This window comes from Halorubrum ejinorense, from assembly GCF_039522565.1.
Lineage (GTDB): Archaea > Halobacteriota > Halobacteria > Halobacteriales > Haloferacaceae > Halorubrum > Halorubrum ejinorense.
In genome coordinates this window covers 92492-116370 of record NZ_BAAADQ010000012.1, presented here as the reverse complement: position 1 = coordinate 116370, position 23879 = coordinate 92492, and the positions used below count along the sequence as shown (strand labels likewise).

16 protein-coding genes and 2 pseudogenes are annotated in these 23879 nt (G+C 55.1%); 12 read left to right on the top strand and 6 right to left on the bottom strand.

Annotated features, from left to right (window positions below; genetic code table 11):
* Positions 1-278: 278 nt before the first annotated feature.
* Positions 279-985 (bottom strand): annotated as a pseudogene (locus ABDZ89_RS10800) (IS5 family transposase).
* Between the two features lie 294 nt (positions 986-1279).
* Here ABDZ89_RS10800 and ABDZ89_RS10795 point away from each other — a divergent pair.
* The gene (locus ABDZ89_RS10795) at positions 1280-1618 is read left to right on the top strand and encodes a DUF5658 family protein (RefSeq protein ID WP_343778956.1); all 339 of its coding nucleotides are present in this window, start codon (positions 1280-1282) and stop codon (positions 1616-1618) included.
* Between the two features lie 66 nt (positions 1619-1684).
* Positions 1685-3370 (top strand): MinD/ParA family ATP-binding protein, encoded by a 1686-nt coding sequence (locus tag ABDZ89_RS10790; protein ID WP_343778954.1) that lies wholly within the window; start codon positions 1685-1687, stop codon positions 3368-3370.
* An 82-nt stretch (positions 3371-3452) separates the two neighbouring features.
* Here the strand turns inward: ABDZ89_RS10790 and ABDZ89_RS10785 are convergent, their stop codons facing one another.
* Both ABDZ89_RS10785 and ABDZ89_RS10780 read right to left on the bottom strand, forming a co-directional pair.
* Positions 3453-4478: a fibronectin type III domain-containing protein gene (locus tag ABDZ89_RS10785; RefSeq protein ID WP_343778952.1), complete on the bottom strand. Its 1026-nt coding sequence runs from the start codon at positions 4476-4478 to the stop codon at positions 3453-3455.
* A gap of 536 nt (positions 4479-5014) precedes the next feature.
* Positions 5015-5338 (bottom strand): annotated as a pseudogene (locus tag ABDZ89_RS10780) (UDP binding domain-containing protein); the annotation flags it as partial.
* 266 nt (positions 5339-5604) lie between these two features.
* On the opposite strand from ABDZ89_RS10780, the gene ABDZ89_RS10775 reads away from it, so the two are divergent.
* From ABDZ89_RS10775 to ABDZ89_RS10745, 8 genes are all read left to right on the top strand, one after another.
* Complete coding sequence (locus tag ABDZ89_RS10775; RefSeq protein WP_343778950.1) at positions 5605-7065, top strand: oligosaccharide flippase family protein; 1461 nt, start codon at positions 5605-5607, stop codon at positions 7063-7065.
* Positions 7066-7246: 181 nt separating this feature from the next.
* Positions 7247-8788, top strand: a complete 1542-nt coding sequence (locus ABDZ89_RS10770; protein WP_343778948.1) for a hypothetical protein — start codon at positions 7247-7249, stop codon at positions 8786-8788.
* Between the two features lie 240 nt (positions 8789-9028).
* The gene (locus tag ABDZ89_RS17135; protein ID WP_371153056.1) at positions 9029-9760 is read left to right on the top strand and encodes a glycosyltransferase family 2 protein; all 732 of its coding nucleotides are present in this window, start codon (positions 9029-9031) and stop codon (positions 9758-9760) included.
* 636 nt (positions 9761-10396) lie between these two features.
* A complete protein-coding gene (locus ABDZ89_RS10765) occupies positions 10397-11293 on the top strand; it encodes a sulfatase-like hydrolase/transferase (RefSeq protein ID WP_343778964.1) in 897 nt (298 codons plus the stop codon).
* Between the two features lie 62 nt (positions 11294-11355).
* The gene (locus ABDZ89_RS10760; RefSeq protein WP_343778946.1) at positions 11356-12186 is read left to right on the top strand and encodes an IS5 family transposase; all 831 of its coding nucleotides are present in this window, start codon (positions 11356-11358) and stop codon (positions 12184-12186) included.
* Entirely contained in the window at positions 12183-12521 is a 339-nt protein-coding gene (locus ABDZ89_RS10755; RefSeq protein WP_343778945.1) for a hypothetical protein, read from the top strand. The genes ABDZ89_RS10760 and ABDZ89_RS10755 overlap by 4 nt, the downstream gene beginning before the upstream one ends.
* A gap of 141 nt (positions 12522-12662) precedes the next feature.
* Entirely contained in the window at positions 12663-13754 is a 1092-nt protein-coding gene (locus tag ABDZ89_RS10750; RefSeq protein ID WP_343778943.1) for a glycosyltransferase family 4 protein, read from the top strand.
* A gap of 122 nt (positions 13755-13876) precedes the next feature.
* A complete protein-coding gene (locus ABDZ89_RS10745; RefSeq protein ID WP_343778941.1) occupies positions 13877-16045 on the top strand; it encodes a DUF2206 domain-containing protein in 2169 nt (722 codons plus the stop codon).
* Positions 16046-16077: 32 nt separating this feature from the next.
* On the opposite strand, the gene ABDZ89_RS10740 is transcribed toward ABDZ89_RS10745, so the two are convergent.
* Both ABDZ89_RS10740 and ABDZ89_RS10735 read right to left on the bottom strand, forming a co-directional pair.
* A complete protein-coding gene (locus ABDZ89_RS10740; RefSeq protein WP_343778939.1) occupies positions 16078-17286 on the bottom strand; it encodes a glycosyltransferase family 4 protein in 1209 nt (402 codons plus the stop codon).
* 3 nt (positions 17287-17289) lie between these two features.
* On the bottom strand, positions 17290-18570 hold the full coding sequence (locus ABDZ89_RS10735; protein WP_343778938.1) for a sulfatase: 1281 nt from the start codon (positions 18568-18570) through the stop codon (positions 17290-17292).
* 470 nt (positions 18571-19040) lie between these two features.
* On the opposite strand from ABDZ89_RS10735, the gene ABDZ89_RS10730 reads away from it, so the two are divergent.
* Positions 19041-20219 carry a glycosyltransferase family 4 protein gene (locus tag ABDZ89_RS10730; protein WP_343778937.1) on the top strand — a complete coding sequence of 393 codons (1179 nt, stop codon included), beginning with the start codon at positions 19041-19043 and terminating at the stop codon, positions 20217-20219.
* Between the two features lie 82 nt (positions 20220-20301).
* Here ABDZ89_RS10730 and ABDZ89_RS10725 read toward each other — a convergent pair whose 3' ends face one another.
* Positions 20302-21243: a hypothetical protein gene (locus tag ABDZ89_RS10725; RefSeq protein WP_343778935.1), complete on the bottom strand. Its 942-nt coding sequence runs from the start codon at positions 21241-21243 to the stop codon at positions 20302-20304.
* Between the two features lie 162 nt (positions 21244-21405).
* Between ABDZ89_RS10725 and ABDZ89_RS10720 the strand changes: the two genes are divergently transcribed.
* A complete protein-coding gene (locus tag ABDZ89_RS10720) occupies positions 21406-23706 on the top strand; it encodes a PGF-pre-PGF domain-containing protein (RefSeq protein WP_343778933.1) in 2301 nt (766 codons plus the stop codon).
* The last annotated feature ends 173 nt before the right edge of the window (positions 23707-23879 follow it).

Below are 23879 nucleotides of genomic sequence, written 5' to 3'. Positions count from 1 at the left end.
CGCTTCGCTTCCACCTTCAGAGCGACGCTATCCTGTCGCCTTCTGCGGATTCAACAGAGCAGTCTCACACATATCGTCATTGGACACCTCTGTCAGCAGAGAATATAAGATAAATGACTTTTTTCGCAACTGTGTGTCTGATAACAACATGTGGACTATACCGAGCAGTTCGTGAGTACCCTGTACTGAGCGATCTGTGCTTCATCTGTATTAACAGCTCAGAGTGATCGGTCTACACTACGAATGAGTCAAGCAATGGTGAGTTCACGGAACTGTCTCTACCATCATCGTGAGCGGACGGACGCACCGTACTTTCGCCTGAGCGTTGAGTTCACAGTCTCGGATTGACTCGGTTGACCGTAGAGATCAGCGTCTAAGCGCGCGTTCCATACCTTGTGGAGTGACGTGAACTCACGATGCTTAATCAGTGGTCGAACCCCGTGTTGCCGGGCGAGCCGTTTGATCTTCTGATCGTCGTAGCCTTTGTCTCCGAGGAGAATATCGGTACACCCGGGGCTGCGCTTGATCAACGACGGAGCGATCTGGCTATCGTGTTTTCGAGTCGTCGTCACGTGGAGATCGAGACTTGCGTTCACCTTCGCATCGACTAGCAACATCACCTTGAGCTGGTGAATCGTGAGTTCAGCATGTTTCGTGTAGTGTTTCGAAGCGTGACTACGGTCGAACCCCGACGCATCAACACCAGCAACTCCGCTTGTCGGAAGTGACGTCGCTGAGGGTGTCAAAATGATACGCCACACAGCCATATCAAGCCGGTTGAACGCCTGACAGAGCGTTGAAGCAGTAGGAAGCTCGGTTACCCTGGGAACACGATGGACGCGTAACATTTCAATCAGTTCATCAAGCAGACCACGATAGGTCGTGTTCTTCCGAACTTTGAGGAGTATTGAGAGACAGCTCGACGCGCCAGATGAATCGCCTTCTCAGTAAACCGGAGAATCTGCGACTCCGGGAGAGACTTCATCTCGTCGAATTATATGGTGAACATGTAAATCCCTGAGTATTTCAACAGAGCCGGGATTTTTTTACTATTGTTTGCTGAGGCTGGCGGGGTTCGCTCGCGTCCATCACATGCGTACGAATCACATAAGGAGGCCCGTTTCGCTTCTGGGTCAATACTGCGCCGGACCGGGCGGTGGTCTGACGCCGCGGCTCAGTCTATTTATACCGTTGCCACCTGTACTTCCACCGAGAATATGACACAAAAGCGTTCGCGAAATCGCGTAGGCCCCCAACCGCTTTTGTCGCTCCCTCGATCATGAGCGGGACAAAGGAGACTTCGAGCTTTCTCGCGCGTTATGACCGCCAACTCTGGGTTCTTACAGTTTCGTTCTTTCTGGTGGGGGACCTGCTCACGACCGGAATCGGAGTCGCCTCCGGCGGAATCGCCGAGGCAGGCCCACTCGGTGACCCCGTGGTTGATCGGTACGGAATGTATGGGATGGTCGCGTTAAAAACCGGTGTGTTGGGTCTCTCGTACGCCGCTTGGAAGTTCTTTCCTCACCCAGAACGGATCGGAATCCCGCTTGGGTTAGCAACGGTCGGCATCCTGGTCACGATTTGGAACGGGCTCGTACTGGCTGTCACCCACGGATAGGCTCTCTCACCTCCTCCGTTCGCGCAGTTCAATCCGAATCAGTACCGAACAGACAGTACGCATATTTTGGATTGGTTCGATATATTGCCGTCGTTCCTTAGACCTGATAAGCATCTCCCTACCGCGTTACACGACGAGAACCCCCCGAAATCTGATTTTATTTACATTATGAATTCAGCTTTGATAATTTGGTGCGTGGAGATATATGTTCCCGTTTGGGAGAGACAATTATCCAAGATGAATCATACGGTGGCGGTCACGGGCGGCACGCGCGGAACGGGCAAGACGACCTCAGTCGTCGCGCTCGGTAGCCTGCTCTCCGACGCCGGCCACGACGTCCTGCTCGTCGACTGTGACCTCGATACACCGTCTCTAACGGAACAGTTGGACATCGAAAAGCCGAACTCGACGCTCCAAGAGGTAATCGCCGGTCGGTCGACGATTAACGACGCCGTTCAGGCGGGTCCGGCCGGCGCCGAGGTTCTTTCTGCCGCAAGCGTGGCGGTCGCCCGGAAGCGGTTTGACGCCTTCGTCCGCGGTCTCACCGACTACGACCTCGTTATTTGTGACACGGGTCACCCGTTCAGCGACGCGACCGAGGGAGCGCTCGACGCTGCGGACGGCGTCGTCATGGTCTCGACTCTCGACGACGCGGTGAAGCGGAACGTGGCGACGCTTCACGAATCCCTCCGTACAAACGGACGGCCACTGATCGGTACCGCACTCACGCGCGTCGACGGCAACGCAGATGCGGCGGACTGGGATTGCGAACTACTCGCGGCGATACCCGAATCGGATGCGGTCGCGGCCGGGGCAGCAGCGGTGCTCGACTCTCCGTCGGACCCCGGTGTGGAAAGCTACCGGAACCTCGCTCAAATCGTCCTTCGACGGCTTCGAGCCGGAGTTGATCGGGCGACGACGCCGAATGCTTCGATCTGGCTTCCACAACCCGCCGATCCGTTCCTCACGCCTGCCGTCTCAACCGGAGACCTAGGCGACAGCGACACGTCTTCGGACGACGGGGCTGGAGCGCGTGACGGATCTGTGGACACCGATGAGACTCCTTCGGAAACGACCGCGGCTACAGGTGACACGACCGATTCCGCTGCCGAGACGAACGCGTCCGGTGAAGAACCGGACGATGATGATTCCGGTGGGACCAAACTCACCCGCCGCGGTGCGCTGGCCGCGCTCACGGCCGCCGTGGGGGGCGTGTCCGCCGGGATACTGAACACGCGCGAGACGCCGACGATCGAGGGGTTCGGCTACGGCGGGGCGCCGGTGATGTCGACCGGTTCGGGAGCGGCGAACGCGACGACCAACATGACGGACACAGGGTCGATTTCGGCCGGCGGCGTCAACCGGACGGAACAGACGGTCGAGTTGGTGGACGGCGGTTCGGACGAAGACCCGACAGCGAACGAGACGGAAACCGGGGGTGTCGACAACAAGACGGACTCCAGCAGCGTCACTAACACGACTGACCCTGAGAATACCAACACCACAGTTCCCCGAAACGTCACCGACACGACCGACCCTAGCGACGACCTAAACACCGGTCAGGACTTGGACGATGGCTCGACAGATACCGACGACTCGTCTCCCACGAACGGGGGAGGCACGGGGAACACGGGAACGGACGACGGCAGCGGGGGCGACGACACGACGGACGAGACGTCGCCGTCGGAGCCGGGCGACGGGGAGCTCAGCACGGTCGGCTACGGGCAAGGCGGGTACGGCGGCGTCGCGTGAACCGTCCGGAAGCGAGCGTCCGGCCGCCCGCCCATCGCGTCGCGGGAGGACCGGTCTACTGTGAACGCGTGGGCGACCGGGGCTAGTCGCCCCTCACCGATTTCGTCTCGCTGACGGCGCTGCCGGCGTCTTCTTTCACGCGGAGCGTGACATCGTAGACCTCTCCGCCCCCTTTTTTGATCTTGTACGACTCGGAGCCAGAGGCGCTACCGCCGCCGACTCTGGTCTCGCTGAATCTCACCATCGTGCCGTCAGCGTCGTCGACCCGGACGGAGACCGCATTTAGGTCACCGTCTGCGTCGGAAACGACCCAGTCGACGCTGATCTCCGCGTGCGGGTTCGGTGATCCGGCCTCCGAAACGTCGAACGTCTCGATCACTGGGTCGCTTTCCGCGACCGTCGTCGCGAACGCGACCGAGTTCCCGGTCGCCGTGTCGCCGTCGCTCGCCACGGCGTGCGCTCGGAACTCGTAGCCCGTGTCGCTTGCCAGACCGGTTACGGTCTCGCTGAAGCCTCCTGTCGCGGTCAGCGCCTGTGTCGCCGTCGCCTCCCAGGTGCTGCTCCCAGCGTCGCGGTACTCGAACGAGACTTCGGCCGAATCGGCGTTGCCGAGGTCGGGCAGCGAGCCCGCTATGGTCGCGCTCGTCTCCCCAATGCTTGTCGCTCCGTCGGTCGAAGCGCTCACCAGGTGTTCGACGGTCGTGAAGGCGGCCGTCGAGCCGGTCGTCGACTCGCCGTCGCTTCCTACCGCCACCGCCCTGAACTCGTACTCGTCGCCGTCACCCAGTCCCGAGAGGGACGCGCTGAAACCGCCTGTCGACGAGAGCGTCTGCGCGGCGGTGGCGGTCCAGGTGGCGTCGCCGGTGTTCCGGTACTCGAAGGCGACGTTCGCGGAGGCGGCGGTGCCGAGGTTGGTCAGCGATCCGTCGAGCGTCGCCGTTGTCTCTCCGACGTCGCGCGCCCCGTCGGTCGCGACGGTCAGCGTTCCGGTAGGGCCTCCGTACACCCCGGTGCCGTACCCGCCGTCGCCGTAGCCGTCCGATGAGGCCGTCGCAGTCCCCGACCCGAGCGCGACGGCGGCGGCACCGGCACCGAGCGATTTGACCACCGATCGACGGGAAAGGCGCGTCCGACTGTTCTGTCTCTCGCTTGTCGTTTCTTTCTTTGACATATATTATAAAAATTAATAGAGTATATGAGCACTAGGGTCAGATTATCAATTTTGGGGCTGACTCTCGTCGGTAGTTGTGTTCGAATACTCGGAATCTATCATCTGTGACACGAGTAATCCGGTCGGGAGGCCGACTTCTGAGGCGCTTACACAACTCCGCTGTGTGGGGATCAGGCAATATCGGTCCGCTCGTCTGTCGTGGCGAAATAGATTGAACAATACACTCCGCCGACGGACAGCAATTGTCTAACGATCTTGTTCTGCGTGTTTGAACTCAACCTGGTCCGGATCCGGTCTATCTCTGACTGGTTATCGTTCTAATAAATATCAGCGAGTCGGAGGGTGTCGCGGCTCGAATGTTCGCAGATGTATCGTACGGTCGAGGGAGTTAGCGACTGTAGCGGGCTTCGAACAGTTACTTGTCGGTCACAGAGTGAGGGATTGAGTGGAGAGTTCTCGCTGAATTTCGGCGGTCACAATGTTAGCTCTTCGTACGTGATTCCGTCACTATGCTCGATGATTCGCCGTCCATCAGCCACGACCGGGTCGGCCATCAAGCTGAACTCCTCGTCGGGGGTCGCGAATTCGTCACTTCTGTGACGACGACAGCGCCGTCGGTACCGGCGAGTGCGGCTTCCGCGGACTCGCTGTAGTCGATGTCATTGAGGTACTCTCTGGCGTTTTCGGTTGAGACCGGATTGTACGTAGTCACGGTCCCGCCGCGCTCTGGGAGCCCGCGGACCCCAGGTAGCATGTGGGTTGCGCAGAACGTCGGTGCCCGGTTTGAACGCGAGTCCGGGACCGTGGTCCGTGTGCTTTGGAGTATGGGGCCGACGGGGAGATGGATTAATAATATACAAACTAAACTAGATAATATACAATTAATTATTAATTTATTACTAGAAACACAAAATACAGATTTAGCTTTTCTAGGAATCTCTCTATAATTTATATCTTATACATATTCTTGTTATAGTTGTTTAATAGTGTGATATTAGCCCGCAGATCTAAAATACTAACCACTAGATTTTTTATTAAGCTAGAGAATGAATATACGAGTCTAATGAACTTGGCACGAGCTTCTGTGAAGATATTTTTAGCGAAGGTGGTTACAAGTCTGGCCAGTTTCGTCGCTACCGTGGTGTTTTCTCAGGTATTAGGTGCTGACCCCCTAGGCGTATACTATCCGTTCGTCGCGTTGTTGGGGATCTTGTCGTTACCCATAGACTTTGGACTCTCTCGTGCTGTCGCAAAGCGGATAAGCGAAGGAAAAGAGCGTTCTCAGTTCTTTGGCGCCGGTATATTAATGCGGTTCCTTTTATTAGCTCTTTTTTCTGTTCCGGTATATCTGTATCAAGACTTGATAGCTAATTATATCGGTGCTAATGTTGCAGGGATACTGTTGATAGCGCTTTGGCTTGAAATTGGTAGCAGCTTTTCGATCGCGATTCTTAATGGCGAATTACGGGTCGGAGAAACGGCTCTAATCCGTATGATACAACCACTTACTTGGCTAACTGTCGGGTACACATTGTTATCTGTTGGTTATGGAGTTGAAGCCATTATATACAGTCATATACTCGGAAGAATCGCAGTGTTTGTGGCTGCAACGTGGAAAATATCAATCTATCCAGCAGTTCCGCACTGGGAGCATCTAAGATCCCTTTTTGATTTTAGTAAGTTTACTTTTGTGAATTCTATTGGGGGAATTATCTATAGCTGGATGGATGTTCTCATTATTACGATGTTTGTCAGTTTAGAGCTTGGTGTAGCACGCGCTGAAATCGGAGCATACGAGAACGCATGGCGAGTATCGCTGCTCGTGACATTTGTTAGTAGGTCAATTACACAAGTTCTTTTTCCACAAATAAGCAAGTGGCATACAGAAAATAAAAAAGATAAAATAGAACAAGTACTGTCGGAGGCTTTTGTTCCCGCATTAGTGGTAGTTACTCCTGCGTTAGTGGGTGTAGTTTTACTCTCAGATGAGATACTCATATACTTATTCGGAAATGAATTTGCCGTCGCTGCCCCCGCGCTGATTATCCTAGTTGGACTCCGGTTCTTCGAAGTTATTGATGGAGTATATGGCCGAGTGTTAGACGCCTTTGATCGCCCAGATCTTACGATGATTGCGACTATTTTCGCAGTTACAACTAATCTTATATTAAATATATCGCTCATATATGCTCTTGGGATTACAGGGGCCGCAATTGGAACAGCAGCTGCTGTTCTCGTAGGAACAGTTATTAATGTATACTATATGACTAATTTTATCACAATAAATATCCCAGTTAACAAGCTCATTTGGAGCGTAATCTCCAGTGTAATAATGGGCATTGCTCTTCGGTTGACCTTGATTGAGTTTGGTGTCCGTTCTCTTATTGACCTCTTGCTCTCTGTTACTCTGGGAGCAGTTCTTTACATTGTAGTCCTACTTGTATATAGGCCTATCCGAGAATCTATGTGGGAACTCGCTGAGCCGTTAGTTCCTGAAAATATCATTAGTAAATATACAAATTAGACTTTATTGATTGCTGTGTAAGATAGTATATTAACGATTCTACAAACATTAAAATCACAATCTTAGATCAACATCTATATTTATATTATTCTATACTTGAATTGTAATTAACTATTTGGAATTACTGGTCTTGATAATATTAACGATAGGTATATATATGGGTCCGGATTCAAATTTATATATGGCAAAAACACCAAGTCATAATTATAATATGCCAAGTGAAGGTACATTAGATTGGAATATTCCGCTGAACGATAACTTTGAGCAACTCGACTCAGACATCGAAATTCGCGCGCTTGAGGAAAATAAAGGAGAATACGAACCAAAAGAGGGCACAAAGTACGAAGCGACTGACTCTGGTGCGGTGTACTACGGTAATGGGACCGCTTGGGTGTTAGCAGACCGGAAGGTCAAGAAGTTAGAGTCAGGTAGTTCAGTAACCGGTGAACATCTTAAGGCTGGGAACTCTTCGACTGCCGTTGTTGCGCCCTCAGTCTCAAGCGCATTTGATAGTATACAGAAAGCGATTGATGAGGGTTTTCGAGATATTATACTCGCTGAAGAAATAACTGAGGCAGGCATAACTATCCCAAAAGTACCAAAGGATGAACGCCAAGGTGAGGGATATGACCCAACTGACAGATTTAGATTATCAGGAGTTGGAGCTGGACAATTCCAGACAATTAACGATCCTGGAACACACGAAGCTGTAATTAGGGCTGAAGACTTTACTGACAGAGTTTTAATAGAGAATATATTTTTTGACAGAAAGGCCTCTGATCCCGGCTTTTGTATCCTCGCAGCAAAAGATATTGAAAATCCAAACACGCGTAATGCCTTGTCTTCAAATTGGATCGTGCGCGATGTCGTGAGCCGTGCTGGCCCAATAGCATTAGATGGATTTCGGAACTTGCTGATTAACGTTGATATCGCTAATTGGAGCGATAGATTGTTTCCTATTATTGGGAAAGCAGATAATGAAACTGGAGAACAACTCTACGACCGCTACGCAGGATTATTTAGTGGAGCAACGTTTGGGATGTTCGGAGGGACATTATCCTCAAAAAAAGCTTCCCGCTCAGCAGCGTATATAAAGAGTGGCGCGTGGAGCATAACTGGGGGCGTTTCATTTACTAATGCTAGAGAATTCCGAAATGACTATTATACGAATAATGTTTGTTTCTGCGATTCAGGAAGGGGATTTATGGGTGGAATGTCAACAGAGGGTGATAGCGGTAGAGATAATCACTATGATGTCCAGTTTGGATTAGAAGATTCTGGAGACGGCCCCGGCAACTCTGTCGGCGCTACCACTTTCCTCGGGACTTCTGCATTTAATACGCTTAATATCCAGACACAGGCCAGGAACGTAAGAATCCAGCCATTTACTGACATGACAATAAAAAAAGATGCGCCGGCTAGAATACAAGTGATCTCACCACACGATGTTACAGTTGAAGATGGATCTTATTTACCCCACGAGATAACACATATTAATCCGCTCGAAGACGGCGTGTACCGTGTGGGAGGAAATCGCAATTCGCCGCAAACCACATTCGGGCTGAAAATACACGAATCGAAACCCGACTTTCCGAAAGAGGCGACCTTCGCAGTTGCTGATGGCAGTAATTGGGACCCAACGGGAAGTGGTAACGCTGCACTAGTTGCGTATGACACAGACGGCAATTGGAAGCCAATATTTGAGTATTCAACTTCGTTTTAGTATACGCTCCTTGGAACGGAATGTTAGTCACCATGGCTGGCACAATGAGGATGTAGCGGACAAGAATAATATGGTAGGAATTTAAAACAGTTCCAAACAATTATTATATGTCTACTATAATTTGTTATTTACAAGATTAAACATTTTATCACTAGATAGCTATATAAACTTCACTACTGCTAATACATCAGAGAAGATCAAAAGAAACAGGTAAAAAATCGTCTGAAAGATACATTTATAATGTGTATATCGCATATCAGGATTGTGTCCGTAATAAAGCCGATTACACATCCTAATCCAGAAGTGTCAGTTGCTATTCCCACACTTCCAAAGAACGATTACGAACCTCCAGAGCCGTTACGAAACCAATCGTTCAATGCGTATGAGGTAGTCGTTATCTCTGACGCAGAACTGAACCGATGTGAAGCCCGGAATAAGGGAATGGAAGCGGCCGAGGCTGATATCATCGCACAGACGGATGACGACTGTATCCCTCCTGAGACCTGGGTAGGAGATATATACAAGAAATTCAACAATAATCCTGAGTTAGTACTCGTAGAGAGTACACTTGATAAGCATCAAGTACCACCTCGGAATTATCCTGGAGCGAATCTTGCGTATCGAAAAGATCTGGCACTCGATATAGGAGGCTTTGACTCCGAGCTGGATGGCTGGAGAGCCGATACAGATTTTGGTTGGCGGATGGAAATTGAATACAGCTTAGAGCGTTGTCAACAGGATACGAGACTGGAAGTAAAACACCAAGGCCCTCTACGTACTAGTGTAGACCGCGAGATCGAACGCAAATTTCGAGCGCGGTATCCGAAACGATATTTCACTGTTCTAGATCACCCACACTCGATAGTTAGTAAGCACACTGGCAAAATCGCGGCGGCCGCTTATTCTTTCTTTCCAAGGTTTACAGAAAATTTGATTAGAGTATTTCAGGCCCGTGTACGAACACATCTATAATAACAGTTGAAACATCAGGGAAAAATAATTCAAGCGGATGTAATCCGAATGTGGAACAAATTATTATTCCATGTTACTTAACTAATAGTAAGTTATTGACTCCATCCAACAAGCAAAAGTTCGGACCAACACACACGGATACCGCGCGATCCCCAACATCTGTGTGGGCGCAGGAGTAAGCGTCGTTGCTAGAGTTTAGTATGTCGAGACGATTGGGACAAACGTCTTTTCGAAGGGGTGAGATATTGTTGTTTTCTTGACGCGTGTCAACTAGATATGTAGCGAGAATCGATCAACCGGAGCGTGATTATATCTGGTCAAATGGGAGGTCCTCGGAGGAGCGACTCGCGAACACGATCGGTAACGTTGATACGTGTGGTACAACCTATGCTACCGGGTATGTGTTCTCGAAAAGTGACCTCGAAGCCGATGCGTTTACCGGTTGGTAGAAGTGTAGCATGACGGCTAAAACGACGATGAGAGGACCATCTCACCGCGGCACGTTGCGGATAAGGCTATGCGCGCGTGGTGGGACACATTTTGTGGTTTATATTGTTCTCAACTTAGTTTGTTCAACATTAGGTTCACCACGTAAAAGTTATTAATACACAAACGAAGGTGTTGAAATAAGTACTCATTACTATCGATGCGCTTCGTCCCGACTTTGTTCCAGATATCCCGCTGAAATTCACCAAGGCGATCGCTTCCGGTACGTGGACGTTCCCTTCTGTTACCTCGATACAAATTGGATTATATCCACACGAACACGGAGCGGTCGCACATAACGATCCCAACGACGGTGAGGCACTGGCATTACCTAAGCAGTACGACGGATCTCTGACGTTGCCAGCTTTCCTGGGGCAGGCCGGTTTTGATACATATCTCGGTGCGGGTTTCATCAACCCGTTTCTCGCTCTTCAAGGATGGTTTGAAACCCATCGTGTCTATGGTGACGCTGATGCGGAAACAATTATTACTGATTATCAAGACTGGCGGACCAGCCGAGAACGAACGTATGCGTACCTACAATTGAGTGGTCTCCACGCACCGATCGAACCCCCCGCGGAGTATGCTCGCAAGAATGGTGTTGATGGCTCGCTAGATGGTCTGTCCTCGCTCGAAAAGTACGCAAATAATTTCGAGGAGGCCCCTAGCGACTGGCGAGAACAACGTCTTTCTCTCTATCAAGTAGCGCTTGAATACATTGAGGACATTCTTCAAAAAATAATTAGTGATCTAATGAATGATACCCTCCTGATCGTCATTGGAGACCACGGTGAGGGATGTGGGAACACTACGAGTTGGATCAACAGTTCGCTGATTCTAGGCCGAAGTACGGCGTTGGACACGGGGAAACTCCATATGATAGCGCGTGTGCCGGCCGCGATCCGTCATCCCAATCGCGATCTAAACGCCTCAGAACGTGGTTGTCTTAGCGGTAGAGATCTACCGAAAACAGTATCTTCCGGCCTCGGAATCGAGGATTCGTCTTTCGGGGGAATGAGCTGGTTTGAGGCTATTCTGCTCTGTTGAATCCGCAGAAGGCAGCGGGATAGCGTCGCTCTGAAGGTGAAAGCGAAGCGGAAGAGTCGAATGTGACTAACCTACTCTTCCGCTTCGTTAAGCAAGCCGCGTCGCTGGCTCAAAAGCGCTGTGCCGCCAGTCCAACGGCGGTGAGTGATCCGACTGGCCACGGATTTCCCGGGTGGAAGCATGTGACGCTCCATTTTTTGCGGGTTCACATGGACGCGACGTACCGCGAGATTGTGGATTGGGCGAGTGAGATGGATCGCGTTCGTGGTCTGTTACAGCTGGCGCGGACGGCATTTCCCGCACCCTCAACGCTGTATCGGTCGTTTGAGAGGGTGCCCATGTCGATATGGCGTGGGTTCCTTCGTGAGTCCGCGAACATCTGCGATCCGGGCTCGCACGGTGCCATCGATGCCACGTTCTTCGACCGCGAAACGGCATCGAGACACTACCAACACCGCTCGGATCGCCACATACGCACGCTCAAAACGACGGCGCTCGTCGATACAGACTCGTGTGCCATCCTCGATCTTCACTGCTCGGCACACTGGCCTCACGACACACAAACTGGCCGTCGAGTCGCTCTTCGCAACATCGGGAAAATAGAGAGTCTCGCCGGCGACAAAGGCTATGATGACCAATCTCTCCGGGACGCCCTCCGTTCAGAGGGCGTACGGCCTTTGCTGCGTCACCGGCTGTTTGCTGCGTACGATCACGCACACAACGCACGGTTGGACAGCGAGTTATACGGCCAACGCTGGATGGCCGAGACCGCCTTTTCGGCCATCAAGCGTCGGTTCGGCCCCGCTGTCCATCCTCGCGCGTGGTACCGCGAGTTCCGCGAACTCGTGTTGACCGCCACAGTCTACAACCTCGAACAGGCGCTCAAACAGTGACCCCGACGCCGTCATCGGATTCAACAAAGCAGGCTATTCTAAATGATCGTGAGGTGCTTTGTGAGGCTACTGGGTACGGAACCGAGAGAAAAGCTGTCTACAGAGGAAATAACAAAATAATTCGCTCAGAGACTGACGATGTTACTCTCGACGCAACTGTCTATGAAGGAAGTGGTGAGCAGTTTGATACACTCTCTTCTGAAACGATCCAAGACCTACTAAATTGCTTACCAGACCACTGGGACGACGTAGATTTAATTACTGAGACTTCTACAATGGTAGAAGGGCAATTAAAAGCGCTTGGGTATAAGTATTCAACAATACTTCTATTTTGATATCTCCCCTCTGAATGTAAATAGTGAATCGTATTATTGTATTTCAAATTGCGCTAGAAATTCAAACATTGGCGGTTAAATAGGTAGTCCAATAGTTATTTATTCTCACCCACTCGTATCATTATGCCATAAGACCCAGAAATGAACGATAACTATCCCTCTATTGTCGATTTCGTTGAATCACTCTCGGCAGATATCAATTCAATCGCGATTTGTGGAGCTTCTTACACTGACATTGGCGGTGTCGCACGTGTAATTGAACAGCAGGCGATTGCACTCTCTGAGCACGGTTTCGATGTCGAGATCGACACACTTGATGGAAACAAAGAACCGCCAGATGGTGTTACACTATATAAAATCGGCCGGTTTGAGACAACTCCGTATAAAGAGATTGATAAGATTATCTCAACAGTGACTCCTAGTGGTGTAAACTTTATTTCCCGGATGGACAACATTGACCTTGTCATTGCTCACAGATTCCCTTTTTCGATACTGAGCTACCTTGCTTCCCGCGTTCAGGGAACGACCTACGTGTTTTGGTCACATCCCTCCCAGTCATCTGATGATCTATTTGACGGCGCGGCGAGAATCTGGGCGAAGATCCAACATCATCTGGAAACGGGACATTTCACCGTACGGGATGCGGACTATATCTGTGCTGTCAGTGAGGAGTCGAAATCGTATATCGATTCAAAAACAGACCGTGATGCTATCTACGTCCCAAACACTATTCCGGAGTCCCGATTCCCCGAAGTTGCGTCTCAGGCGACGATCCAAGATAGGTATGATATCGAACCAACTGATACGGTTATACTACATGTTGGTCGTATCACACCCCGGAAACGGATTGACAAACTCATTGAGTCTTTCAAGAAAATAAAGAACGACAGCGTCGATTACAAGCTTGTGTTAGTCGGCAAAGACACAATGGACGAGTACGCCGATACCGTTCGCGAGAAAGCGAGTGAGGATGTGATCCTTACCGGCTTCGTTGAGGACGAGATCCTCGCCGGTTTTTATCATATCAGCGATGTTTACGCGACGTGCTCGCTCTCTGAGGGCTGGGGCCTTCCACTTTCGGAGGCGAACCGCTTCGGTACTACGATTGTTGCGTACGACTCCATTCCAGCAGTTCGATCAATCGAGAACGCCGTGTTAGCGACCGATGGTGACCAAGCTGACTTTGAGGCCAAATTAGAAGACGCAATCAGACAGCATTTGAACCAGGCTTGACCAGACGATATCGACGTAAGTTAATTATACCCACACAACGTTCGTTCACGAGATTCCAGTACGTTACTATGAGTATTCGCCAGGCACTTGCTGTTCGTAACAATTGGATCAGAGCGCCGATAATGCCGGATTCGGTCCGGTTCTCGCTGTTTGTGCTTTCGCTCCATTTGCTGACGCTACTTCCTGTGAACCTGCCAGGTATCTCGATTATTCAAGGCGTAACCGGGTTTCTGATCCTTTCATTCATTCCCGGTTTCTTATTCGTCAGCTACGTCCTAGACCGGTTCACTCTCACTGGTTTCCTCTACGCGGTTGGATTCAGCGTCGCCTTCTCGATGTTCATTGGTTCCTCGGCGAACGCGGCTTATCTTGGATTTTCCACCGATCTAGCTCCGTTTACCCAGCCGACGATGTCGATGATTTACGTCGCCGCCTCCGCAGTGTTGACCGGCTTCGTCTGGACCGCTACCGAACAAGCTAACACCCAATCGCTCGTCGATCGACTCTCAGATTACGATGTACGAATTCTCTTGCTCTTGATGTTCGTCCCGACGCTCGCCGTCAGTGGCGCCGTATTCATCAACCAATATGGATTTAATCAGCTTACACTTCTCGCTATTGCTTGTACCGCGAGTGTTCCGGTGTTAGTGTACTACTTTGACGAGCGTGGAAAGTACTATCCGGTGACAATCGCAGCCGTCTCACTCGCCCTTCTTTTACAGAACACGGTCATTATGACGTACCTCAACCGTGGCGATGGGCGGGCGGAGTATGTGATAGCAGATACTGTTCTTGAAAACGGATACTGGATCCCCGGTGCGGCTAAAGACGCAATGCCGCGGATTGGAGTGCTTCAGCCCGCCTACTCACTCTTGACTGACACAAGTCTGCTATGGACATTCAAACTCTTTCATCCGCTGTTGTTCGCCATAGTTCCAGTCGTTACCTATCTTCTCGCTTCGCGATACTTTTCGAAAGACATCGCGTTCTTAGCTGGCATACTGTACATCATTCTTCCCCAGACATACACGATAATCAGTCGGAATACCAGAACAGGTGCTGCAATCTTCTTTACTTCGTTCCTGTTTCTCGCTCTTTTGAACACTGACCTTCCGGACCGCTTCCGGAGGCTCCTCGTTCTCGCCTTCTTTTGGAGTGTGATCACGTCTCACTACGGAGTTGGACCACTAGTGGTGTTTGCTCTCGTCGTTGCGTATTCATTGAACGTGTTAGCATCGATTCTCCTAGACGGAAAACGACCGTCTGAGCTCCAGCTGACACGAGTTGCGTTCTTCACAACCCTGATCGTCGTTTGGTACGGGTTCTTGACGAATGGGACGTTCAGTTTCATCGCCAACTCCATCTACAGGCAGATCTCCGGCTCGCTGTTCTTTACGCCGCAAAGCACGGCCGTTCGCTCGGTAAACATCGCGACAGGCGAAGCGACTGGGGGCGCGTTCGGAATGCCCGCTGGATCTTACGAAATCCTGTTTATCGGGCACGCCCTGCTCGGAGTGTTCACCTCGATTGGTATCAGTCTCGTGTATCTTCGATACTTCGGTCACGGAATTCCCTACCTGCTCAACATACAGCACTGGATAGACCGGAACGTGTTCCCCGGTCTCTCGGATGACGTTCTCGAGGACTCGAATTATGTCCATCTCGCCGTAGGGATGTTCCTGTTTTTCCCGCTTTCAGCTGGACCGCAGATCCTGAGCCCCGGACGACTATTCGCACTTGTGATGATTATCCTTGCCCCGTTCCCGATACTGGTTCTCAGATCGGTTCGGGTCAAACGAATAGGAGCCAAACCTGCGCTAACCTTGATTGTCATATTCTTGTTAGTCACGTCTGGATTTGTCTCGGCGGCGGCGACTCACGACGTCTCTCCCCAACCGATCATCGACGGTGACCGAATCATTGAAGACGGTTCGAATCAGGAACAGTTCTCCTACTATCGTGCGACGGCCTCGCGTAACAGTGTTATCGCTTCAAACTTTATTTTAGGGCACTTCCCCGATGGAGCAACTGTTCACAGAACAGCGCTCGGCAAATTCATCTCAGTGTTCTATGAGGGAGACAGATACGCTAATATCCAGTCTGTTGGTATCGATAGCTCCGTGGAGTCACCAAGTGGATACGTGTATCTCAGCGAACCGGACACGGTTACTGGGGTGAATACGGTAAGCCATCTTGGGTTCATTTTCTACTCGCATGAGCCCCTCCCGTCCTACACCGAATCGAACACTGTCTATACGACCGGACGAGACAAAATCCATTACGACAGATAATAATTCTATCTCAGGATAACTCCTTCACCGGATCATCCTTCCTCAGCGTGTACCCGTTGTCGTGATTTACGCTCTTCATACGTTTGTAATTCTTCGTATAACTCCTCTACAGTGGCTGAAATATCTAGCCAAGAATCACAGTCGACACCCTCATTGGATCGCACGGGTATCTCCGCCCACCTACCACGCTCTATTTGGACCGAAATGAGTGCCTCAGCAAACGACTCTATCTCCCGTTGAACTGTCTCTCCGGTCTCCCCCTCGTCGATCGCAGTCGGAATCCCCCCGGCGTCTGCTCCGATCACGGGCGTCCCACACGCAACCGCTTCCAACACGACGAGCCCGAATCCCTCGTATTTCGAGGGAAGGACGAACACGTCTGCCGACGAGTACAGCGCGGGAAGCTCATCGTCCGGCACGTATCCGAGGAACCGAACTTGCTCGCTGATCTCTAACTCCTGAGCCAACTCTCGAAGAGTCTCCTCGTGACGTCCTGTACCGGCAATCAGGAACTCGAACTCCGGCACGTCGGCTTTCGCGAGCGCTCGCAACGCCAGATCGAGCCCCTTTCTCGCCCCCAACCGCCCGACGTACAGCAATGTCGTTTTCTCTTCAGTCACGGCTGGATGCCGCTCCTCCCGCGGATAAAACCAATCCGTATCGACCCCGTGGGGGATCATTTCTACGTCTGCCTCGTCCAACTGATAGCTCGTCGTCAACTGCTCGTACGCGTGGTCGCTGATCGCGATCACCTGGTCCGCGTCCCGGCTCGCGACGTAGTCCATAACGACGTTCATCGGATGGAAAAAGTACTTCAGTAGGTAGTCCGCCGGCGTCTCTAGGGCGACTGCTCCCTGCTCCCCGAGCGAGGTCCCGTGGCTCGTCAACACGACCGGTGTCTCGATCTCGTTGAATGGCGTCACGCCGATCGTCGAGGCGGGCATCATCGTCCCGTGAACGACATCGTACGCCTCGAAATCGATCACCCGCCGCGCCTTGTAACTGAACCAGAGCGTCTCGAAAGTGACGAGCTTCCGCCGCGCTTTACAGATTCGGTTGACCGTTACGTTCTCGTGGACGTCGGCCTCCTCGTCGGGGCTGTCGATCCACTGCGTGTACACGTCGACGTCGTGCCCGCGCTCTCCGAGACCGTTCGCGAGTTCGACCGCGTACGTTTCGCCGCCACCGACGCCGGGCGGGAACTGTTTCGAGACGAGACAGACGCGTAGCGTCTCCGGCATGTGCTACTTGTACCCCAGCGCGTCGAGCCGTTGTTCGATCTCCTCGCCGACCGCGTCGTCCTCGTCTGCGTCGCCCCCATCTTCGTTGCCCGCGCCACCAGTCCCGTTCTCGATGCGCACTCGTTCCTCGACGTGCGCCTCCAACGCCGAGCGTAGCGACGGGTCCGTCGACGCGGTGTGTTCGATCGCGCCGGTCTCCGTGTCACGCTCGCAGAAACAGGTCTCCTCGCGCGTCCGAAGTGCGTACCGTCGGAGGTGGCTGTGATCGTCTTCGCCGCGCGCCTGCGAGAACACCTGTCGGTCCTCGTCCGGCGGATCTAACAGCGAGAACTCCAGTTCGTCGCCGACTATCCCTTCGATCGTCGCGACGATGTTGAGCGTGCTCGCGGGCGTCTCGACGGTCTCGCTCGTTCCGTCGGGGAGCCGGACGAACAACGGCACGTGGGTGATCTCGTCGTGGAGGTAGCGCGGATGTTCGTAGTAGCCGTGCTCGCCGAAGGCGTCGCCGTGGTCGGCCGACACGATCACGATTGTCTCCTCGAGGAGGAGTCGCTCGCGCAGCGCGTCGAGAAACGCGCCGATCTGTTCGTCGTTGTACCGGATTTCGGCGTCGTACAGGTCGATCAACAGCTCGCGTTCCGACTCCGTGATCGACTCGGGGTCGTCGATCGCGCGTTGGTATAACGACTGGGCCTCGCGGCCGCTCAGCTCCCGGTCCGCGTACCGCGTTGCGTACTCGCCAGGCGGTTCGTACGGGCCGTGCGTGTCCATGTAGTGATTCCACAGAAAGAACGGTTCGTCGACGGTCTGGGCGTCGAGCCACTCAAGCGACCGTTCGTTGATCTCGTCGGCCCGGGCGTAGTGTCGATTTCGCAGCTTGTCGACCGCGCGCTGCGCGAGCGCGATCAGCCTGTGCTGACCGAGATGAAGGTCGTCGTCGAAGGTGTCGAACCCCTGATCGAACCCGTATGCCCGCGAGACGAACGGGTTCGAGTGAAAACCTGCGGTCGCGTACCCCGCCTCGGAGAGCGTCGACGCCACGGTGTCGGTCGCGAGGCGGTAGTCCGACCCGATGGCGACGTCGGGGTACTCTCCGGTCAACAGCGCCGGCACCGCTTCTCGCGTGTGCGAGCTCGCGCTGTACGCGTTCGTATACTGAAGGCTCTCGTCCGCGAACGCGTCGAGCACCGGTGAGGTGTCGCGGTGGTACCCGTAGCACCCGAGATGATCCGCGCGGAGCGCGTCAGCGGTCAGTAGAACAACGTTTGGGCGGTCTTTGCGCATCGTGTTCGGGAAGCATACGCGGCAGTATATGTGTTACGTGCCCGACGGGACTCCCGCCACCGTTTACACTGATACGCTATCTGACTGTTGTCATCGAACCTCATGGTTATACATTACACCTGTATCTGTGTAAAATTGCGGCTGTGCCGATAGTATAGATAATATAACTATTACGCTTTTACGAGTGTAAATGATCAAATCCTAAACTGTCGGTGGGTCTATGCCTCCCTGAGAATACAACTGTTAGTTTAAATGTGGTAAAAGTGGAATTACAACTGCTGTATCCGCGAACAAGAGTGGGAATTCACTGAAATACAGGAGAAGATACGGTGATATCCGGTTGCCCGTCGCGTTCGGACTCGTACGTTCGGTTCGACGGTCCGCGTTTACACAGATCGTCAGGTGATCAGAGAGCAAATCTTTTCATACAAACGAAAGTTCATAATGGCTGACTCACGCTCTCGGAGTCGATGCATATCGCCTTCGTCTCCAACGTCGTGTATCCGTACGTCACCGGCGGCGCTGAAAAGCGGATCCACGAGATCGGGTCGCGGCTCGCGGCCTGGGGCCACGACGTGACGGTCTACGGACGCCACTTCTGGGACGGACCACCTGAGATCATGAACAACGGCATGACGCTCCGTGCGGTCGCTCCCGAGGCGGACCTGTACAGCGATGACAAGCGGTCGATCACGGAGGCGCTCGACTTCGCCGCGCGGGCACTCCCCTCGCTCCGACGGCGGCTTCGCAACGGCGAACACGATATCGTCGTTGCTAGCGTCTTCCCGTACTTTCCCGTGCTCTCGACCAAACTCGCAGCCCTCGGCACGGAAACGCCCCTCGTCACAACCTGGCACGAGGTCTGGGGGGACTACTGGGAGGAGTACCTCGGCTCGCTGGCCGTCTTCGGCAAAGTAAGCGAGCGCGTGACCGCACGGACCCCGCAGCACCCGGTCGCTATCTCGGGGATCACGGCCGACCGGCTCGCGGAGATCGGCCCAGGCTACGACGACGTCGCCGTCGTCCCGAACGGCATCGACACCGAGCAGATACGGACGGCGCCGCGCCCCGACGCGGGGTACGACGTGCTGTTCGCCGGCCGGCTCATCGAACACAAGAATGTCGACCTCCTGTTGGAGGCGTTCGACCGGGTCTGTGCGGGACGCGATCTCTCCCTCGGGATCATCGGCGACGGACCCGAGAAAGAGCGGCTCGAATCCCAGTGCGAGTCGCTGTCGAACGCGGACGCCGTGGAGTTCCTCGGCTTTCTCGACGAGTACGAAGATGTCCTGGGCCACATGCGCGCGGCGGACGTGTTCGCCTCTCCGAGCACACGCGAAGGGTTCGGGCTCACGTTCGCGGAGGCGATGGCCGCTGACTGTTCGGTCATCGCTGCCGACCACCCCGACTCGGCAGCCGACGAAGTGATCGGTGACGCCGGGTTTCTGACGCCGCCAAACGCGGACGCGCTCGCCGCGACGCTCGAGAGTTCGCTCGACGACGACAGCCCCCCCGCCGACCCTGTTAACCGCGCGCAACGGTTCGATTGGGATGCGGTCGCGTCGCAGGCGGAGACGATCTATCAACGGGTGATCGACAGCGAGTCAGCGACGGCCGAGCCGATCTCGGACGCGACGACGCCGACGTAAGCACGCTCCACGTACCGCTTACATCCGCTGGCCGCTTGTTCAGAACTGTCGGCGCCTGAAATGCGAGGCGCTCACTCCCTTTTTAGGGTCTTCGGACCGCAACATACCCAATAATTACCCCCAGCGACAAGAGCGCGAACGGCGTGCCGCCGGCCTCGTCGTCAGTAGATGTCTCTTTGATCGTTCCGTTTGCCGAGTGATTCGGGCTGATAACCGTCGTCTCCGACTGACCGGGTGGCGTCGCGTTCGAAGACGTAGTAGCGTTCACCCGTTCGTTTTCTTCGCCGCCGTCGGCGGAGGCGTTCTCTTCAGCCCCTGCTGTATCCTCCGTCAGGTCGATCTGTGAGCTGTCCGAAATCCCGATAAGCTCGTTCGTCGGTCCCGGAGCGTCGTTCCCGTTCCCGGCCACCGCGTACACCGAGTACGTCCCCGGTGCGAGCCGTATCTCGTCGGCCGAAACGACGTACTCGCCGTCGACACGTGACGCTGGGTACCGCCGCGTCGCCGATGCGTTCGAAACGACGACCGTCACCCCTTGGACGGTGTGCCCGGGTTCACGCTCCGTCAGGTCGACTGAGATGGTGCTGATCTCGTCGCCGTCGCGACCGGGTCCGGGAGTGTCGACGCTGACGTCGTACGCAGGGATCACGACCGGTTGTGGATCGTAGTAAGTCCCGTCGTGGTACAATGACAGCACGTAGCTGCCGGGATCGTACGTCGAGGTGTCGAAGGCGACCGTCCCGTCGGCTGACGGCGCGACGTACCGCTGGTCGACGACGCTGCCGCGGGCGTCGTGGAGATACACCCGATACCCCGTCTCGTCGCCGTTCGTCCGTGCTCGCAGCACTTCGCCGCGCGGCACTCGTATGAGCGACGATACCTGATACGACTCCCCGCCGACGCTTATGGTTCGCTCGGGAATCTCCATCGCCCCGTCGACCGTCACGGCGTGGTCCGCCGCGCTCCCTGCCCCGGCAATAACGAGACAGGCGATCACGAAGCCGATCAGTAGCGTCCGGTACATTGTCTGTAGGTTCCTTCTCGGCATGCCCGCTGACTTATGACGGGAACCCGTCTATCGGAGCGGCCGCAACCGGTCGCGCGGGCCGCATCGAAACTGCTCACGGTCGGTTTTTGTGAAGTTCAGGCATAAAACATATGACAGTGACAAGAGACCGTCGAGGTAATGAGTGCGACCGCGCCCCGACGCGGACGGCTGTCCGTCTTCGTCGCGCTGCTGTGTCTGTCGCTGGTCGCCGGACCGGTCGCAGCCAGCGGGGGTGCCGCCGTCGACGCCGACGCAGACATGGGGCCGCCAGCCGCTACTGGGCCGGGCGTGGCCGCCGCCTCAGTGTCGACCGTCAACGTCACCGACAACGTCTCCGTCTGGGACCGGGCGCCCCTTCCGTTCCGGATTGACGACACCGACGCCGCGACGATGATTCCAACCGGGGCGGTAACCGTCGACTACACGCCGGAGAACACGGGACAGCTCGACGCCCGCCGAACGGCGACCGCGATGTATCAACCGGGAACCGTTAACGCGTCGTTCGAGAGTGTCACCGGCGCCGGAACGAGCGCATTCGCCGGCGAAGACGCACAACTCGTCATCGCACGGGTGAACGCCTCTGCGAGCGATTCCCCGAGCCCGGTGTTCGGATCGCTCGACGAGGTCCGGTCGCTCATCGACCCTGACTCGGATCGGCTCGACGCGACGTACGCCGTCACCGATTCAGGCACCGTCGATTCCGACGGTCGCATCGATGCCACTGTCCAGTTCGACCGCCCCGGGAATTACGTCGTGTTCCTCACGACGGGCGGCAACTTCTCCGCGACTGCCGGCGACCTCTCTGTCGAGGGCCCTGGAACCGTTGTCGGCGTCGACACAGCAATCGTCGAGCGTGAGGCAGCAACTGTCACTGACGTGTCGACCCGTGTCGACCCGGGGACGAACGCGAGCGTGACCGTGGCCCCGGCGACCAACGAGACGAACGTCTCAGTCGCCCTCTACCACGAACCGACGTGGGTGAACTCGCGGACCGCCGTGACGGTCACCGAGCGATTCTCCGCATCGACAGGTCCGCCGAACGTGACGGTCGGGCACTCTATCGACGAGATCAACGGCCACACGGCCGTCGAGGGACCGGTGACGGTCACGGGGATCACATACGGCGACGGCCGGCTCTCGCAGACGACGGCGAGTGAACTCGTCGACTTCCTCGTGAACCGGAACGAATCGGCCGTTGAGGGGCCGAAAACGACGGTTATCGGCGACGGGACCCGGCTCGACGCGTCGGTCGTCGCCGAACGCAACGTCTCTGGCGAGACGACCGTCCAGGTCCCGACGCGCGGCAACTGGACCGCGGGCTCGTACCGCTGGGTGGTCACGACCGACGGCAATCGGACGGCGGACCTGCGGACGGCGACGGGAACCCTCACTGTCGCGTCCGACTCGGGGGGCGGCTTCTCTGTCTCCAACGACCGCCCCGAGCTCGAAAACGCGGCGTTCGGATCGAGGGTAACCCGGACCCGAGATTCAGTCGAGGTGACGCTCGCGGGGACGACGCCCGGCGAACCGGTCCGGCTGACGATCCCCGTCCACGATTCCCAGTTGGCCGAGAGCGGGTACGTCGTCACCGGAGTGACGGCGAACTTCACTCGCGATCTCGAGGGCGACCTCTCGGTGTCGACGCCGGACCAGGCGGGCGTTCCGCCAGTTTCCGCAGACAAGCAGATCGGCTACGTCGTCATCGACCACTCGATGCCAGCTGACAGCGTCTCGAACGCGAGTTACGCGTTCCTCGTGAGCGAGCGCCGGCTCGACGAGGCAGGCATCGACCCTGACGCTGTCGCACTCTTCCGGCTCGAAGCCGACGGCTGGACCGAACTCCCGACCCGGTTCGCCGAGGAGACCAGACACGGCTACCACTTTGTGGGTGACTCCCCGGGCCTGTCGGTGTACGCCATCGCCGAGAGCGGATCGGCGCGGCCGCGGTTCGAACTCAACGAGACGTCGCTCAACCGGACTGCGGTCCTCGCCAACGAATCGGTCGCGGTAAACGCGACGGTAACGAATCACGGAACGGGCCCGGGGAATTTCACCGAGGCCCTCCTTGTAGACAACCGATCCGTGGACAACCGAACGGTCCGGGTCCCCGCCGGTGAGCGGCGGACGCTTCGATTCACACACTCGTTCGGCGCGACGGCTGGGACGTACAACGTCAGCATCGAGAAGGCGACTGTCGGGAGCGTCACGGTGAGCGTCCCCGAGGCCGATCAGGAGCCGTCGGGCTCGGCCGATCCCCCGAACGAGACCGCTCCCTCGAACGACGATGAGAACACCACTACTGCGGAGTCGAACGACGACGCGCCCGCCACCGAGGAGGCGGGTATCGATCTCGGCGGCCGGGGAGCCATTCTCCTCGCTGTGCTGGCAGTCATCGCCGTCGTCGGGATCGCGTATTACCGTCGGTACGGAGGCGTATGATCCGCGCCGCTCTCTCTGGTCGACGGGGCTGGCGGATCGGACGCTCTCGGAGAGATCCTGCGCTCTCACGACGCCAGTCACGCGACACACAGTGGACAAACGCCGGGACAATCACGCACCTCACACGTCTTGCGGCGAAACACCTCCGGATGGAACGGTGTCGAGGCGTTCGG